The organism is Kitasatospora sp. NPDC001132 (assembly GCF_053598415.1).
The window spans coordinates 69,122-82,557 of sequence record NZ_JBSFKF010000036.1; the positions used below are offsets into that span (position 1 = coordinate 69,122).

Here is a 13,436-nt window from a genome sequence, read left to right on the forward strand (position 1 = left end):
CCGGGGCGCCGGGCGGCTCGGCGCCGGGCCGCGGAGCGCCAGGCCGCGGGGCCGGGCTTGCGGACACGAGGGATCATGGATCAGGATCCGCGTCATGACCGCCTCCCACCTCACCCACATCACCGAACCGCCCGGTGTCGCCCCCGGCACCGGCTACACCCAGGTCGTCCACGGCAGCGGCCGAATCGTCCAGGTGTCCGGCCAGGTCGCGTTCGACGAGCACCGGAACCTGGTCGGCGCGGGTGACCCGAAGGCGCAGGCACGGCAGATCTTCGAGAACCTGCGCCGTTGCCTGGCCGCCGCCGGAGCCGGCTTCGACGACGTCGTGAAGCTCACCTACTTCATGACCGACATCTCCTACATCTCGGCCATCCGCGAGGCCCGCGACGAGTGCCTGGGCTCCGGCCCGCTGCCCGCCTCCTCCGCCATGCAGGTGGCGGCGCTGTTCCTGCCCGAGGTGCTGATCGAGATCGAGGCGATGGCGATCGTCCGGGACTAGCCGGCGCAGGCGCCGCGCACCCTCTCCCCAGTGGTACAGACCTGTTGACGCATTGGTCCAGTCCTCTTACAGTTCCCATGCCTTGCCTCCCCACGGCACAGGCATCGATCGCACACGGGCCAATCACGGATCAACCAAGGTTCTACGTCACCCTGTTCAACCCCCACAGCCACAGGGAGAACCATGTCCGCTCGATCCCGGGCCGGGCGCCCGCGCGTGCGCAGCAGACTGCTCGCACTGCTCTCCGTCCTGCTCCTGCCCCTCGCCGCGCTCACCGCGCTGGCCGCCCCGGCGAACGCCGCCGGGAAGCTCACCGCCACCTTCACCACCGCCGACAACGGCTCCTGGTGGCAGGGCACCTACATCGTCCACAACGACAATGCGACCGCGGTGAGCGGCTGGACCCTGGAGTTCGACCTCCCGGCCGGCGTCACCATCGGCAACAGCTACAACGGCACGGCGACCGTCAACGGCCGGCACGTCACCGCCACGGCCGCGTTCTACAACTCCACCGTCAACGCCCACAGCACCACCGAGCCGTACAGCTTCTGGTTCGTCGGCAACGGCCCGGTCTCCACCCCGCTCAACTGCCGTGTCAACGGCGACAAGTGCGACGGCACGGCGGACGTCCCGCCGTCCGCGCCGGGCACCCCGACGGTCACCGAGTCCACCGCGCACACGCTCGCGCTGAGCTGGCCGGCGGCCACCGGCGGGGACTTCCCGGTCGTCTCCTACGACGTGCTGAGCGGCGGCGCCGTGCTCGCCTCCAGCCCGTCCACCAGCGTGCTGGTCGGCGGCCTCACCCCGGCCACCTCGTACACCCTGAGCGTCCGGGCCAAGGACAGCCGCGGCAACACCGGCCCGCTCAGCGCGTCCGTCACCGCGTCCACCTTCGACTCCTCGACCGACACCTCGCCGCCCACCGCACCGGCCAACCTCCGGGCCACGACGGTCGGTTCGACGGACGTGACGCTCGCCTGGAACGCCGCCACCGACAACGTCCGGGTCGCCGCGTACGACGTCTACCAGGGTGGCACCCAAGTCGCGACGGTCACCGGCGGCACGCTCGGCGCGACCGTCGGCGGCCTCTCGCCGTCGACCACCTACACGTTCACCGTGAAGGCCCGGGACGCTGCCGACAACGCCTCGCCCGCCTCCGCCCCGCTCACCGTGACCACCTCGGACCTGGTCGGCGCCGGGAAGTACGCCCGGGTCGGCTACTTCGTCCAGTGGGGCATCTACGGCCGCCAGTACTTCGTCAAGAACCTGGACACCTCGGGCGCCGCCGCCAAGCTCGACGTCGTCAACTACGCCTTCGAGAACATCGATCCGGTCAACCTGACCTGCATGGCGGGCGTCACCAAGGGCACCACCGGCAACCCGGAGGACCCGGACCAGGGCACCGGCGCCGGTGACGCCGACGCGGACTACGGCCGGGCGATGAGCGCCGACCAGTCGGTGGACGGCGTGGCCGACGACGGCTGGGGCAAACTCCGCGGCAACTTCAACCAGTTGAAGAAGCTCAAGGCCAAGTACCCGAACCTGAAGGTGGTCGTCTCGCTCGGCGGCTGGACCTACTCCAAGTACTTCTCCGACGCCGCCGCCACCGACGCGTCCCGCCAGAAGTTCGTCAAGTCCTGCGTCGACACCTGGATCAAGGGCAACCTTCCGGCCTACAACGGCGCCGGCGGCGACGGCGTGGCCGCGGGCATCTTCGACGGCATCGACCTCGACTGGGAGTGGCCCGGTTCCGGCGACGGCCACCCGGGCAACCACTGGAGCGCCAACGACAGGAACAACCTGACCCTGCTGCTGGCCGAATTCCGCAAGCAGCTGGACGCGTTGGGCGGCCCGCACAAGCTGCTCACCGCCTTCACCCCGGCCGACCCGGCGAAGGTCGCCGCCGGCTGGGACCTCTCGAAGATCTTCGGCTCGCTGGACATCGCCAACGTCCAGGGCTACGACTTCCACGGCTCGGGCAGCGACAACTCCTGGGAGCCGAACCGCACCGGCCACGCCTCCAACCTCTACCAGGACCCGAACGACCCCTACGCCACCCACTTCAGCATCGACGCGGCCGTCCAGACGTACCTGAACGCCGGCGTCAACCCGCGCAAGCTGACCATCGGCTTCCCGTTCTACGGGCGCGGCTGGCAGAGCGTCGCGGACGGCGGCGCGAACGGCGCCTGGCAGTCCGCGAACGGAGCCGCACCGGGGCAGTTCAGCGACGAGGCCGGGACGCGCGGGTACCACAACCTGATCACCGGCCTCTCCGGCCTCAAGGTCTACCACGATCCCAAGTCCGTTGCGACGTACGGCTATACGGGAGCCGGCGGGCAGTGGTGGAGCTTCGACGACGCCTGGTCGATCACGCAGAAGACCGCCTACCTCAAGTCGAAGAACCTGCTCGGCGGCATGATCTGGGAGATGTCCGGCGACACCCCGTCCGGCACCCTGATGTCCGCGCTGGACACCGGGCTCAGGTAGCTCCGGGCCGGCGCCACGAACAGAACGGGCCGGCGCCCCTCCCCGCACCGGGGAGGGGCGCCGGCCCCGCGTCGCGACGACCCGGACTACCGCGAGGCCATCGCCATCAGCCGCCGCGCGGCCCGGTGCTGCCGCAGCACCTGGGAGAAGGAGGTCTGCCCCTGGGTGGTCCGGGCGAAGGCCCGCCAGGCGGCCGGCACCAGGCAGACCGCCGCGTGGAACAGGTACGGCCGCCGCTCGAAGGCGTTCAGCAGCTGCTTGCCCGCGCGCATCTCCACGCCCAGCCCGGCCTTGACCGCGAACGCGTAGTTCAGCGCCTCGCGCCGCACCGCCGCCGCGTTGCCCGCCTCGGCCACCTTCACCGCCCACTCACCGGCCAGCCGGCCCGAGCGCAGCGCGTACGAGATGCCCTCGCGGGTCCACGGCTCCAGCAGTCCGGCGGCGTCCCCGGCGACCAGCACCCTGCCGCGGGAGAGCGGCGAGTCCTCGGCGCGGCAGCGGGTCAGGTGCCCGGACTCGACCTGCGGGGTGAACCCGGACAGGCCCAGCCGGCGGATGTAGTCCGCGAGGTACTGCTTGGTCCGCTCGCCGTCACCGCGCGCCGAGATGACGCCGACGGTCAGGCTGCTGGTCTCGGTCTTGGGGAACACCCAGCCGTAACTGCCGGGCAGCGGGCCCCAGTCGAGGTGGATGCGGCCCGCCCAGTCGGCGGCGACCTGCGCCGGCACCGGGATCTCCGCCTCCAGGCCGAGGTCGATCTGGTCGAAGGTGACGCCGACGTGCCGACCGATCCGGCTGGCGCTGCCGTCCGCGCCGACCACCGCGCGGGCCTCGAAGGTGCGCCCGTCGCCCGCCGTCACCAGCGCCGTGCGGTGCTCACCGCCGCGCTGTTCGACACCGGTGACGGTCACTCCGGTGACCAGCACCGCCCCGGCCTGCTTGGCCGCCTGCACCAGGCGCAGGTCGAACTCGTCCCGGTTGACCAGGCCGAACAGCATCCGCTTGGACCGGCGGGTACGGGTGTACCTGCCGTCGTAGGCGAAGGTGACGGCGTGCACCCGGTCCTGCAGCGGCAGCCGGAAGTCCGGCGGGAGGCTGTCCCGGGAGGGGCCGATGATGCCTCCGCCGCAGGTCTTGTACCTGGGGTGTTCGGCCTTGTCGAGCAGCAGCACCCGGCGGCCCTGGGCCGCGGCGGCGTACGCGGCCGAGGATCCAGCCGGTCCGGCGCCGACCACCACGACGTCCCAGACGCCGTCCGGCGGCGCGGCCGCGTCGTCGATCGGACCGCCCTCGTCCGGGCTTTCGAGCGGGCTGCGGGAATCGGAGCTTCCGGAGTCAGTCACGTCGAGCAATCCTATGCGTCCGGCGGCGCCGGGCGAACGCGCCGCCCCCGCGCGGGTACCACCCGGTCACGGTCAGCCGGTGCGCGACGGTGCCCCTGAGCCCCGCCCGCCTCCCGCCTCCCGCCTCCCGTCGCCCCCGCCCCCGCCCGCGCCTCACCCGCGCCCGCGCCGCTCCCGCGTCTCCCCCGCGCCTCACCCGCCGGAACACGCCGTTCCGCTCCGCCTATGATCGGCACTACCGCCAACCACCTCCTCCGCCCGCACCACCCCCAGGGCGGACCGTCCCCCCGGAGCCCCGATGTCACAGCCCCTGGCCGACGCCGTCCGGTCCCTGATGGACCGTGCCCGCACCGACCTCGCCGAGCTGGTCGCCTTCCCGTCGGTCGCCGACCCGCGCCAGTTCCCGGTCGAGGAGTGCGAGAAGGCCGCCCGCTGGGTCGCCGACGCCTTCGCCGCCGAGGGCCTGACCGGCATCCGGCTGCTGGACACCCCGGACGGCACCCAGTCCGTCTACGGCGAGCTGCCCGGCCCCGCGGGCGCGCCGACGGTCCTGCTCTACTCGCACTACGACGTCCAGCCCCCGCTGGACGAGGACGCCTGGCTCAGCCCCGCCTTCGAGCTGACCGAGCGCGACGGCCGCTGGTACGGGCGCGGCGCCGCCGACTGCAAGGGCAACATCCTGATGCACCTGACGGCGCTGCGGGCGCTGCGTCAGGTGTACGGCGACGTCTACCCGGTCGGCCTGAAGATCATCGTCGAGGGCTCCGAGGAGCAGGGCACCGGCGGCCTGGAGCGCTACGCCGAGGCCCACCCCGAGCTGCTCGCCGCCGACGCCATCGTCATCGGCGACACCGGCAACTTCGCCCCCGGCCTGCCCACCGTGACCACCTCGCTTCGCGGCATGACGGTCGTCGAGGCCACCGTCACCACGCTGGCCGGCAACCTCCACTCCGGTGCCTTCGGCGGCGTCGCCCCGGACGCGCTGCAGTGCCTGGTCCGGATGCTGGCCTCGCTGCACGACGAGAACGGCGACGTCGCGGTGGAGGGCCTGACCACCGACCAGACCTGGACCGGGGTGCAGTACCCGGAGGAGCAGTTCCGCTCCGACGCCAAGGTGCTCGACGGCGTCGCGCTGACCGGCACCGGCACCATCGCGGACCGCCTCTGGGCCCGCCCGTCCGTCACCGTCCTCGGCATCGACGCCCCGCCGGTGATCGGCGCCACCTCCTCCGTCCAGGCCACCGCCAAGGCCCTGATCAGCCTGCGCGTCGCGCCGGGCACGGACACCCTCGCCGCCCAGGACGCGCTGGTCGCCCACCTGGAGGCACAGGTCCCGCTCGGTGCCCGGCTCACCATCGAGCGCCAGGGCAACGGCGCCCCGTTCCGCGCCGACATCAACGGCCCGGCGTACGAGGCGATGGGCGAGGCGATGGCCGAAGCCTTCGGCACCGCGATGGTCGCCTCCGGCGAGGGCGGCTCGATCCCGCTCTGCAACACGCTGCGCTCGCTCTACCCGCAGGCCGAGATCGTGCTGATCGGCGTCGAGGAGCCGACCGCCCAGATCCACGCGGTCAACGAGAGCGTCGACCCGCAGGAGCTGGAGCAGATGGCGCTCACCGAGGCGCTGTTCCTCCGGCGCTACGCCGAACTGCGCTCCGTCTGACGGACCTGCCCGGCCTGGTCGGCCTGGTCGGCCTGCCCAGCCTGGTCGGCCCGGCCCGGTCGGCCTGACGGGCCTTCGCGGCGGCGCCCCACGGGGACTCCCGGGGCGTCCGGCCGCCCGCCGCCCAACCGGCGGGCGGCCGCCAGCACCGCCGCGTAGCCGACCGCACCCACCGCGAGCCCGGCCCCAGCACCGAAGCAGACCTCCGGCACCAGGTTCCGCCGCAACGGGCTGAGCCGGTGCAGTACCCCGGCGGCCGTCGCCGCGCCGAGCAGCGCGACGGCCGCCCGCCGGGCCCGGGGCGCGAGCCGCACGGCCGGCCGCACCGGCTCGACGGCCCGCACAGCACGCCCGGCCCAGCCGCCCAGCGCCACCAGGGCGAGCGCCGAACTGCCGTACTGCAGCGCCTCGTACAGCGGGACCCCGGCCACCGGCCGGTCCAGCACGGGCAGCAGCCGCGTCCCCAGCCGGTCCCCGTGGGTGAACGCGTCCCAGCCGACGTGGGTGGCCGCGCCGATCGCCGCCGAGGCCGCGAACCACGCCGCGCCGCGGACCGTCGCGCCGGCCGTACCGGCGTCACCGAGCCCGCGGGCCCCTCCGGCCTTCCGAGCGGTCAGCGCCTCGGCGCCACCCGCCCAGCGCTCGGGCAGCAGCGCCACCGCCGGTCCGCGCAGCAGCCCGTGCCAGCCGGCCACCAGCGCGCCGGCGACCGCCACGTCCAGCGTCGGCACCGCCCACCAGCGGTGCGTCAGCCCGCCGTGGCCGTACACCCCGGGCAGCAGGGACTCGGCGAAGAACGGCACGTCCGGCGCCATCGAGCCGGCGACGAGCGCCGACGCCACCAGGGGCCCGCGTGCCCCGGCGGCGCGCAGCAGGGGCAGGACGGCGGCGGGGTGGCTCAGCGTGAACGGCATGCCCCCATCCTCCCGCCCGCGACCGCGACCCGGCGCGCCGGGAGGCGCCGGGGCGCCCGGCAGGCCCCCCGCGCCGACCGGCCGCTACACCGCGTCCGCCGTGCTCGCCAGCCCCACGGCCACCCGGCTCCCCGCCTCCAGGTACCGCAGCTCCCCGCTCCGCCGGGCGTCCAGCGCGGCCGCCAGCCGCCGGTAGCGCCCGGGGGGCAGCAGGTCGCCGGCCTCCTCCAGGGTGACGAAGCGCCAGCTGCGCAGCTCCTCCTGCTGGAGGAGCAGGTTCCGCCGGGCCTCCTCGTCCAGCAGGCCGCCGTCGTACACCAGCCGCAGGCCTCCGCGGCGCGGGCCGGTGCGCGGCTCCCAGTCGACGGCGAGCAGGCGCAGCGTGGACGGGTCCAGACGCAGGCCCAGCTCCTCGGCGGTCTCGCGCAGGGCGGCGTCGGTGGGGGCCTCGCCGCGCTCGACCACCCCGCCGGGGAAGTCCCAGTCGGGCTTGTAGACCGGGTCGACCAGCAGCACCCGGTCCTGCTCGTCGAAGAACAGGACGGCGGAGGCCACTGTGTCCCCGGTCGGGTCCGGCGTCTGGGCGATCGGACAGCGGGCGGCGCCGACCCGGACCAGTTCGGCGATCCGGTGCGCGGTCTCCCGGGGGGAGAGCTCGCCGGTGTCGATCATGCGGGCGTCGCCGACCAGCCAGCGGCGGGCGGCGCGGTAGCGGGGCAGGTGTTCGAGACACCAGGTGCGGACCCGCTCGCTGCCCTCCGGGTCGCCCGGGCACTCGTCGCGGTGGGCTATGCGTTCGCGCAGGATCGTTTCTTCAGGGTCCAGGACGAAGTGGTGCACCGTGATCCCGTGCGAGGCCAGGTCGCCGAATATCTCGTCCCGGTAGTCCTCCCTGAGCAGGGTCATCGGGACCACCAGCGGGCCCCCGACCTCGCCGAGCAGCGCCGCCGCCGTCTCGGGGACGAGCCGGCGCCACGCCGCCAGGTCCTGGAAGTCGGACACCGTCGCCAGCCGGTCGGCCGGGAGCATCCGGCGCAGGCCGAAGCCCACCAGCTCGGGATCGAAGAGCACGCTCCCGGGCAGCAGTTCCACCAGCTCACGGCAGGCACTCGTCTTGCCCGCCCCGAATGTGCCATTGACCCAGACGATCACAACGTCCCCTGCCCTCGACTTCCCCCGATGCCGTTCGCACCGGGCAGCGCCCCCGTCGGTCGAACCAGCGCCACCCGTGGTGGTACCCGCGCCACGCCGCTCCCCATGCCTGTCCGACGCGCCCGCCCGCACGCCCCGCTCTGCCCCGTGACAGCGGCATGTGCCCAGGTCAGAAGCCATGCATGGAAATATGCAGGCCGGTCTACATCAATATTGCACCCCTTCACCACTGCTAGGGCACAGGGCGCCCGATGGGTCGACTTGCCGCGCACGCCCCGCTCGCACGCTTCCATGCGCTCCTCCCCGTACGCTCCGAGCCCCCGCGTGCGCGCCCCATGCCGCGCCCCGGCCCGCACACGTCCCCCCAACCCGCTCAGGCCGCCGACCACCGACCGCCGGCCTCCTTGCGCCGCCCGCGCCGCGCCGCGTACAGAGGAACGATGAAGCTGCTTCCCGCCGGCCGTGTGGTCGTCATCGGCTCGGTCAACACCGACCGCATCCTCCGCTGCCCCCTGCTCCCCTCCCCCGGCGAGACCGTCCTCGCCACCGCCGCCGGTCGGGGTTTCGGCGGCAAGGGGGCCAACCAGGCGGTGGCGGCGGCCCGGATGGGGGCGGCGACGCACCTGGTGGCCAAGGTCGGGCGGGACGCCGAGGGCGAGGCGGCACGTGCCGATCTGCACGGCGCGCAGGTCGAGACGGGCGCCGTGCTCGTCCACCCGGACGCGCCCACCGGTCAGGCGATCGTCATGGTCGACCCGGCCGGGGAGAACAGCATCGTCGTCGTCCCCGGCGCCAACGCCCACCTCACCCCGGAGGAGGTCACCGCCGTGCTCGGCCGCCTCCGGCTGCTCCCCGTCGACGTGGTCCTGACCAGCAACGAGGTCCCCGCGGAGTGCATCCGCGCGGTCGCCGCCGCGCTGCCCGCCGCGGGCGCCTCGGGCGGCACCCGCTGGTTGCACAACACCGCGCCCGCCGGCGCCCTGCCCCGGACCGGCCCCACCGGACGGCGCCCGCTGGTCGTCGCGAACGCCGTCGAGGCCCGCCAGCTCACCGGCGCCGCCGACGTCACCGAGGCCGCCCGGGCGCTGGCCGAACGCGCCGAGGGCGCCGTGGTCACCCTCGGCGGCGAGGGCGCGCTGGTCGTCGTGGACGGAACGCCGGCCCGGCTGCCCGCCCCGACCGTCCGGGTGGTCGACACCACCGGTGCCGGCGACGTCTTCTGCGGCGCCCTCGCCGCCGGACTCGCCCGCGGCGCCGGGCTGACCGACGCGGCTGCCACCGCCGTCGCCGCCGGGGCCTTCGCCGTCACCGGCCTCGGCGCGCGCGGCGCGCTGCCCCGCCCGACGGACCTCTGAGCGCGCGTCGGAAGTCGCCCGCCGCCCATCGCCCGCCCCGGCCCCGGCCCGGCACGCGGAACGCCCGCCGTGGCCGCCGGACGACCCGGCGGCCACGGATGGGCGGATGGCGACGCCGCTACGGGCGCCCCATGTAGGCGGGGTAGTAGCCGCTGCTGATCCCCGAGATCCGGACCTTGGTCCCGGGCCGCGCGGCCTCGACGTACTTGTTGTCGCCCAGGTAGATCGCCACGTGCTGGATGCCCCGGGCCGTCCCGTCCGGCGACCAGAACAGCAGGTCGCCGCGGCGCAGCTGACTCGCCCTGATCGGCGTGGTCGCCGCGTACTGGTCGTTGGCCACACGGGGCAGGCTGATCCCGCCGTGCCGGAAGGCCTGCTGCACCAGGCCCGAGCAGTCGTAGCCGTCCGGCCCGTTGCCGGCCGTGCGGAACGGTACGCCCAACTGGGAGAGCGCGAACTGCACGGCGGCCTCGACGTTCGGGTCCTGCGCGACCGAGTCCTCGGTGTGGCCCGCGCCCCCGGACCCCGAGGAGCCGCGGCCGGTGCGCTCCAGGTAGATGTCGTAGTGCGAGGTCCAGCGCCACTCGCCCTTGCTGTTGCGGAACCAGTAACGCGATCCGTCCCAGCCCTCCTTGATCCCCCCGGAGCCGGTCGTGGCCTTGGCCGCGGAGGCGGAGCCGCCCCCGGTGCGGGCCGCGTACACGCTGTAGTGCGAGGTCCAGCGCCACTGCCCCTGGCTGTTCTTGAACCAGTACCGGGAGCCGTCCCACCCGGCGTGCGCCGGGGCGGACTCGGCGACCGCGGGGCTGACGCTGGTGCCGAGGCCGATCACGCCCGTGCCGGTCGCGATCACGGCCACCACGGCGATGCCCCGACAGAGCCGCGAGGTGCGGGACGGACGGGAGGTGCGGGCGGTGGCAACGTCCTGCTGCCCGGTCGGTTCGCCGGCGGCCTCCGGCGCGCCGGTGTTGACGGTGGTCATCGTGCTGACTTCCTTCACTGCTGCGGATCGCTGCGGACTGCAGCGGATTGCTGTGCCCGGCCGGTAGTGGCCGTGCTTGTCGGCAGAGCCCCCGCCCGGCGCGCCGCGGCTTCCGGTCCTGCGACCGGAAGCCGCAGCGCGTCGCCCAGGGGGTTCGATTCTGCCTGCGTGTCACGTTAAGCACGCATCCGCTCACTGCGCGCAGTGGAGTGCGCCAAATGGAAGGGGCGCCGGGGGCGAGCACCGACGGCACATCAGGGTGAACGACCGTCAACCGAGGAGGCGTCAGGACACCGCTCCTCAGCGGCCGCCGGCCTCCGCCAGCAGCTGCTTCTTCAGCACCTTCCCCAGGGCGTTCCTGGGCAGTTCGGGCACCAGGACGACCCGCCGCGGCCGCTTGTGCACCGAGAGACGCTCCGCCACGAAGGCCGTCAACTGATCCCCCGTCACGGCGCCGTCGGGAACGACGTACGCGACGATCGCCTGTCCGAGGTCCTCGTCCGGCACGCCGACGACCGCCGCGTCGGCGACCGCCGGGTGGTCGCGCAGTGCGGCCTCCACCTCGCCCGCGCCGATCCGGTAGCCGCCGCTCTTGATCAGGTCCACCGAGGCGCGGCCGACGATCCGGTGGAAGCCGTCCGCCCCGATCACCGCGACGTCGCCGGTGCGGAACCAGCCGTCCGCCGTCCACGCCTCGGCGTCCGCGTCCGGCCGGTTGAGATAGCCGCTGAACAGCGTCGGGCCGCAGACCTGCAGTTCGCCTACGCTCTCCCCGTCGCTGGGCACCGGCGCGCCGTCCTCGCCGACCAGCCGGGTCCTGACCCCGTCCACCGGCAGCCCGACGCTTCCGGGGCGCCGCTCGCCGTCGGCCCGGGTGCTGACGGTGATCAGCGACTCGGTCATCCCGTACCGCTCGATCGGGGCGTGCCCGGTCAGCGCCGCCAGCTTCTCGAACACCGGGACGGGCAGCGGCGCGCTGCCGGAGACCAGCAGCCGGGCCGGGGCGAGCCGGGCCGCCGCCTCCCGGTCCGCCGCCAACCGGGACCAGACCGTGGGCACCCCGAAGTACAGGCTGCCGCCGGCCTCCGCGTAGCCCGCCGGGGTGGGCCGCCCGGTGTGCACCAGCGCGCTGCCGGTGCGCAGGGCGCCGAGCACGCCGAGCAGCAGCCCGTGCACGTGGAACAGCGGCAGACCGTGCACGAGGGTGTCCTCGGCGGTCCACTGCCAGGCGGCGGCGAGGGCGTCCAGGTCGGCGGCGATCGCCTCGCGCCGGATCACCACGCCCTTGGGCGCGCCGGTGGTGCCCGAGGTGTAGAGCACGAAACCGGTCGACTCGGCGGCCGGCTCGGCGTAGGTCGTGGCGGAGCGCTGCGCGGGGTCCACCGGCAGCCCCGCCACCGAGGTGTCCTGCGGCAGTTCCTCCCCGACGGCGTGCGCGAGGAGCGCCGCGCCCGAGTCGCGCAGGATGTGCTCGCGCTCCTTGGGGCCCGAGTCGGGCGGCAGCGGCACCACCGGGACGCCCGCCAGCAGGCCGCCGACCACGGCGGTGACGGTCTCGACCGTGGGCCGGGCGAGCACCGCGAGCGCCGGGGCGCCGGCCACCCGGTCGGCTACGGCGGTCGCCGCGCCCAGCAGGTCCTCGCGGGAGAGCGCCCGCCCGTCGATCCGCAGCGCCCGCGCCGCGTCGCCGAAACCGCCCTGAAGTGCCGTCAGCAGTGCCATGCCACCGTCCTCGCCTCGTTCCACGCCACCGCGCCGCGCCGGTGCGCCACGCGCTCGTCCCGCGTGTCCGCCTCCGCGTCACGCGCCGGCGCCGACTCTACGGGCGCCGCCCCGCCCGCCGTGCTCCGGGACGGTCGGACGGCGGCTGGGGGCATGCCGGAGGGCGTGGCACCGAGCGGTACTCGGTGCCACGCCCTCCGGCGTCGTTGCGGGATCAGGCCTTGCGGGCCTTCACCTCGGCGGTGAGCTGCGGCAGCACCTGGAAGAGGTCGCCGACCACGCCGTAGTCGACCAGCTCGAAGATCGGGGCCTCGGGGTCCTTGTTGACGGCCACGATGGTCTTCGAGGTCTGCATGCCGGCCCGGTGCTGGATCGCGCCGGAGATGCCCGCCGCGATGTAGAGCTGCGGGGAGACCTGCTTGCCGGTCTGGCCGACCTGGCTGCTGTGCGGGTACCAGCCGGCGTCCACGGCGGCGCGCGAGGCACCGACGGCAGCGCCCAGCGCGTCGGCGAGCTCCTCGACCACGCCGAAGCCCTCGGCGGCACCGACACCGCGGCCGCCGGAGACCACGATCGCGGCCTCGGTCAGCTCGGGACGGCCGGAGGACACCCGCGGGGTGCGCGAGGTGACCCTGGCGGCGTTGCCGGTGAACTCCACGGCCACGTTCTCCACCGCGCCGGCGGCCGGGGCGGCCTCCGGGGCGACGGCGTTCGGCTTGACGGTGATGACCGGCGCGCCCTTGGTGACCTTGGACTTCACCTGGAAGGACGCGGCGAACACCGACTGGGTGGCGACCGGGCCGCCGTCGCCGGCCTCCAGGTCGACGGCGTCGGTGATGATGCCGGAGCCGATCCGCAGCGCGACGCGCGCGGCGACCTCCTTGCCCTCACCCGAGGACGTCACCAGCACGGCGGCGACGTCGTTGGCCTTGGCGATCTGGGCCAGGGCGTCCACCTTCGGGACGACCAGCTGGTCCGCGAACTCGGCGCCGTCGGCGACGTACACCTTCACCGCGCCGAACTCGCCGGCCTTCGCCGCGATGTCGGCCGCGGCCGCACCGGCACCGAGGACGACGGCGGACGGCTCACCGATGCGGCGGGCCAGGGTCAGCAGCTCCAGGGTCGGCTTGCGGACCGCACCGTCGGCGTGGTCCACCAGAACCAGGATCTCAGCCATGATTCGTTGCTCCTGATCGATCGTTGGATGCGCGAACGGGTGGGACTAGATGAACTTCTGGTCGGCGAGGAAGCCGGCGAGCGCCTTGCCGCCCTCGCCCTCGTCCTTGACGACCGTGCCCGCGGTACGCGCCGGACGCGCC

Annotated in this window: 10 protein-coding genes and 1 pseudogene; 4 read left to right on the forward strand and 7 right to left on the reverse strand. The window is 74.3% G+C overall.

Features of this window, described 5'->3' with window-relative positions; translation table 11 throughout:
• Nucleotides 1-94 precede the first annotated feature (94 nt).
• Together ACWDBE_RS33190 and ACWDBE_RS33195 are read left to right on the forward strand one after the other, a co-directional pair.
• Nucleotides 95-499, forward strand: coding sequence for a RidA family protein (locus tag ACWDBE_RS33190; RefSeq protein WP_449792099.1), 405 nt, complete (start codon nucleotides 95-97; stop codon nucleotides 497-499).
• A 183-nt stretch (nucleotides 500-682) separates the two neighbouring features.
• Nucleotides 683-2,986, forward strand: coding sequence for a glycosyl hydrolase family 18 protein (locus ACWDBE_RS33195; RefSeq protein ID WP_449809758.1), 2,304 nt, complete (start codon nucleotides 683-685; stop codon nucleotides 2,984-2,986).
• A gap of 86 nt (nucleotides 2,987-3,072) precedes the next feature.
• On the opposite strand, the gene ACWDBE_RS33200 is transcribed toward ACWDBE_RS33195, so the two are convergent.
• Nucleotides 3,073-4,329: a geranylgeranyl reductase family protein gene (locus ACWDBE_RS33200; RefSeq protein WP_449793592.1), complete on the reverse strand. Its 1,257-nt coding sequence runs from the start codon at nucleotides 4,327-4,329 to the stop codon at nucleotides 3,073-3,075.
• Between the two features lie 298 nt (nucleotides 4,330-4,627).
• Between ACWDBE_RS33200 and ACWDBE_RS33205 the strand changes: the two genes are divergently transcribed.
• Entirely contained in the window at nucleotides 4,628-5,992 is a 1,365-nt protein-coding gene (locus ACWDBE_RS33205; RefSeq protein WP_449793591.1) for a M20/M25/M40 family metallo-hydrolase, read from the forward strand.
• Here ACWDBE_RS33205 and ACWDBE_RS33210 read toward each other — a convergent pair.
• Together ACWDBE_RS33210 and ACWDBE_RS33215 are read right to left on the reverse strand one after the other, a co-directional pair.
• On the reverse strand, nucleotides 5,968-6,906 hold the full coding sequence (locus ACWDBE_RS33210) for a DUF4184 family protein (protein WP_449809759.1): 939 nt from the start codon (nucleotides 6,904-6,906) through the stop codon (nucleotides 5,968-5,970). The genes ACWDBE_RS33205 and ACWDBE_RS33210 overlap by 25 nt on opposite strands.
• An 84-nt stretch (nucleotides 6,907-6,990) precedes the next feature.
• Nucleotides 6,991-8,058 carry an NUDIX domain-containing protein gene (locus tag ACWDBE_RS33215; RefSeq protein WP_449809760.1) on the reverse strand — a complete coding sequence of 356 codons (1,068 nt, stop codon included), beginning with the start codon at nucleotides 8,056-8,058 and terminating at the stop codon, nucleotides 6,991-6,993.
• Nucleotides 8,059-8,498: 440 nt separating this feature from the next.
• Here ACWDBE_RS33215 and ACWDBE_RS33220 point away from each other — a divergent pair, with 440 nt between their 5' ends.
• A complete protein-coding gene (locus tag ACWDBE_RS33220) occupies nucleotides 8,499-9,413 on the forward strand; it encodes a PfkB family carbohydrate kinase (RefSeq protein WP_449793588.1) in 915 nt (304 codons plus the stop codon).
• Between the two features lie 118 nt (nucleotides 9,414-9,531).
• Here ACWDBE_RS33220 and ACWDBE_RS33225 read toward each other — a convergent pair whose 3' ends face one another.
• The 4 genes and pseudogenes from ACWDBE_RS33225 to ACWDBE_RS33240 form a co-directional block, all read right to left on the reverse strand.
• On the reverse strand, nucleotides 9,532-10,395 hold the full coding sequence (locus ACWDBE_RS33225) for a C40 family peptidase (protein ID WP_449809761.1): 864 nt from the start codon (nucleotides 10,393-10,395) through the stop codon (nucleotides 9,532-9,534).
• 300 nt (nucleotides 10,396-10,695) lie between these two features.
• Complete coding sequence (locus ACWDBE_RS33230) at nucleotides 10,696-12,117, reverse strand: acyl-CoA synthetase (RefSeq protein ID WP_449793586.1); 1,422 nt, start codon at nucleotides 12,115-12,117, stop codon at nucleotides 10,696-10,698.
• A gap of 214 nt (nucleotides 12,118-12,331) precedes the next feature.
• Nucleotides 12,332-13,294 carry an electron transfer flavoprotein subunit alpha/FixB family protein gene (locus ACWDBE_RS33235; protein ID WP_449809762.1) on the reverse strand — a complete coding sequence of 321 codons (963 nt, stop codon included), beginning with the start codon at nucleotides 13,292-13,294 and terminating at the stop codon, nucleotides 12,332-12,334.
• A 45-nt stretch (nucleotides 13,295-13,339) separates the two neighbouring features.
• Nucleotides 13,340-13,436: pseudogene (locus ACWDBE_RS33240) on the reverse strand (electron transfer flavoprotein subunit beta); the annotation flags it as partial.

What these genes read in the sequence shown, in the direction of transcription:
- ACWDBE_RS33190 (WP_449792099.1), top strand. Translation starts at nt 95, where the DNA reads ATGACCGCCTCCCACCTCACCCACATCACCGAACCGCCCGGTGTCGCC.
- ACWDBE_RS33195 (WP_449809758.1), top strand. Translation starts at nt 683, where the DNA reads ATGTCCGCTCGATCCCGGGCCGGGCGCCCGCGCGTGCGCAGCAGACTG.
- ACWDBE_RS33205 (WP_449793591.1), top strand. Translation starts at nt 4,628, where the DNA reads ATGTCACAGCCCCTGGCCGACGCCGTCCGGTCCCTGATGGACCGTGCC.
- ACWDBE_RS33210 (WP_449809759.1), bottom strand. Translation starts at nt 6,906, where the DNA reads ATGCCGTTCACGCTGAGCCACCCCGCCGCCGTCCTGCCCCTGCTGCGC.
- ACWDBE_RS33220 (WP_449793588.1), top strand. Translation starts at nt 8,499, where the DNA reads ATGAAGCTGCTTCCCGCCGGCCGTGTGGTCGTCATCGGCTCGGTCAAC.
- ACWDBE_RS33225 (WP_449809761.1), bottom strand. Translation starts at nt 10,395, where the DNA reads ATGACCACCGTCAACACCGGCGCGCCGGAGGCCGCCGGCGAACCGACC.
- ACWDBE_RS33230 (WP_449793586.1), bottom strand. Translation starts at nt 12,117, where the DNA reads ATGGCACTGCTGACGGCACTTCAGGGCGGTTTCGGCGACGCGGCGCGG.
- ACWDBE_RS33235 (WP_449809762.1), bottom strand. Translation starts at nt 13,294, where the DNA reads ATGGCTGAGATCCTGGTTCTGGTGGACCACGCCGACGGTGCGGTCCGC.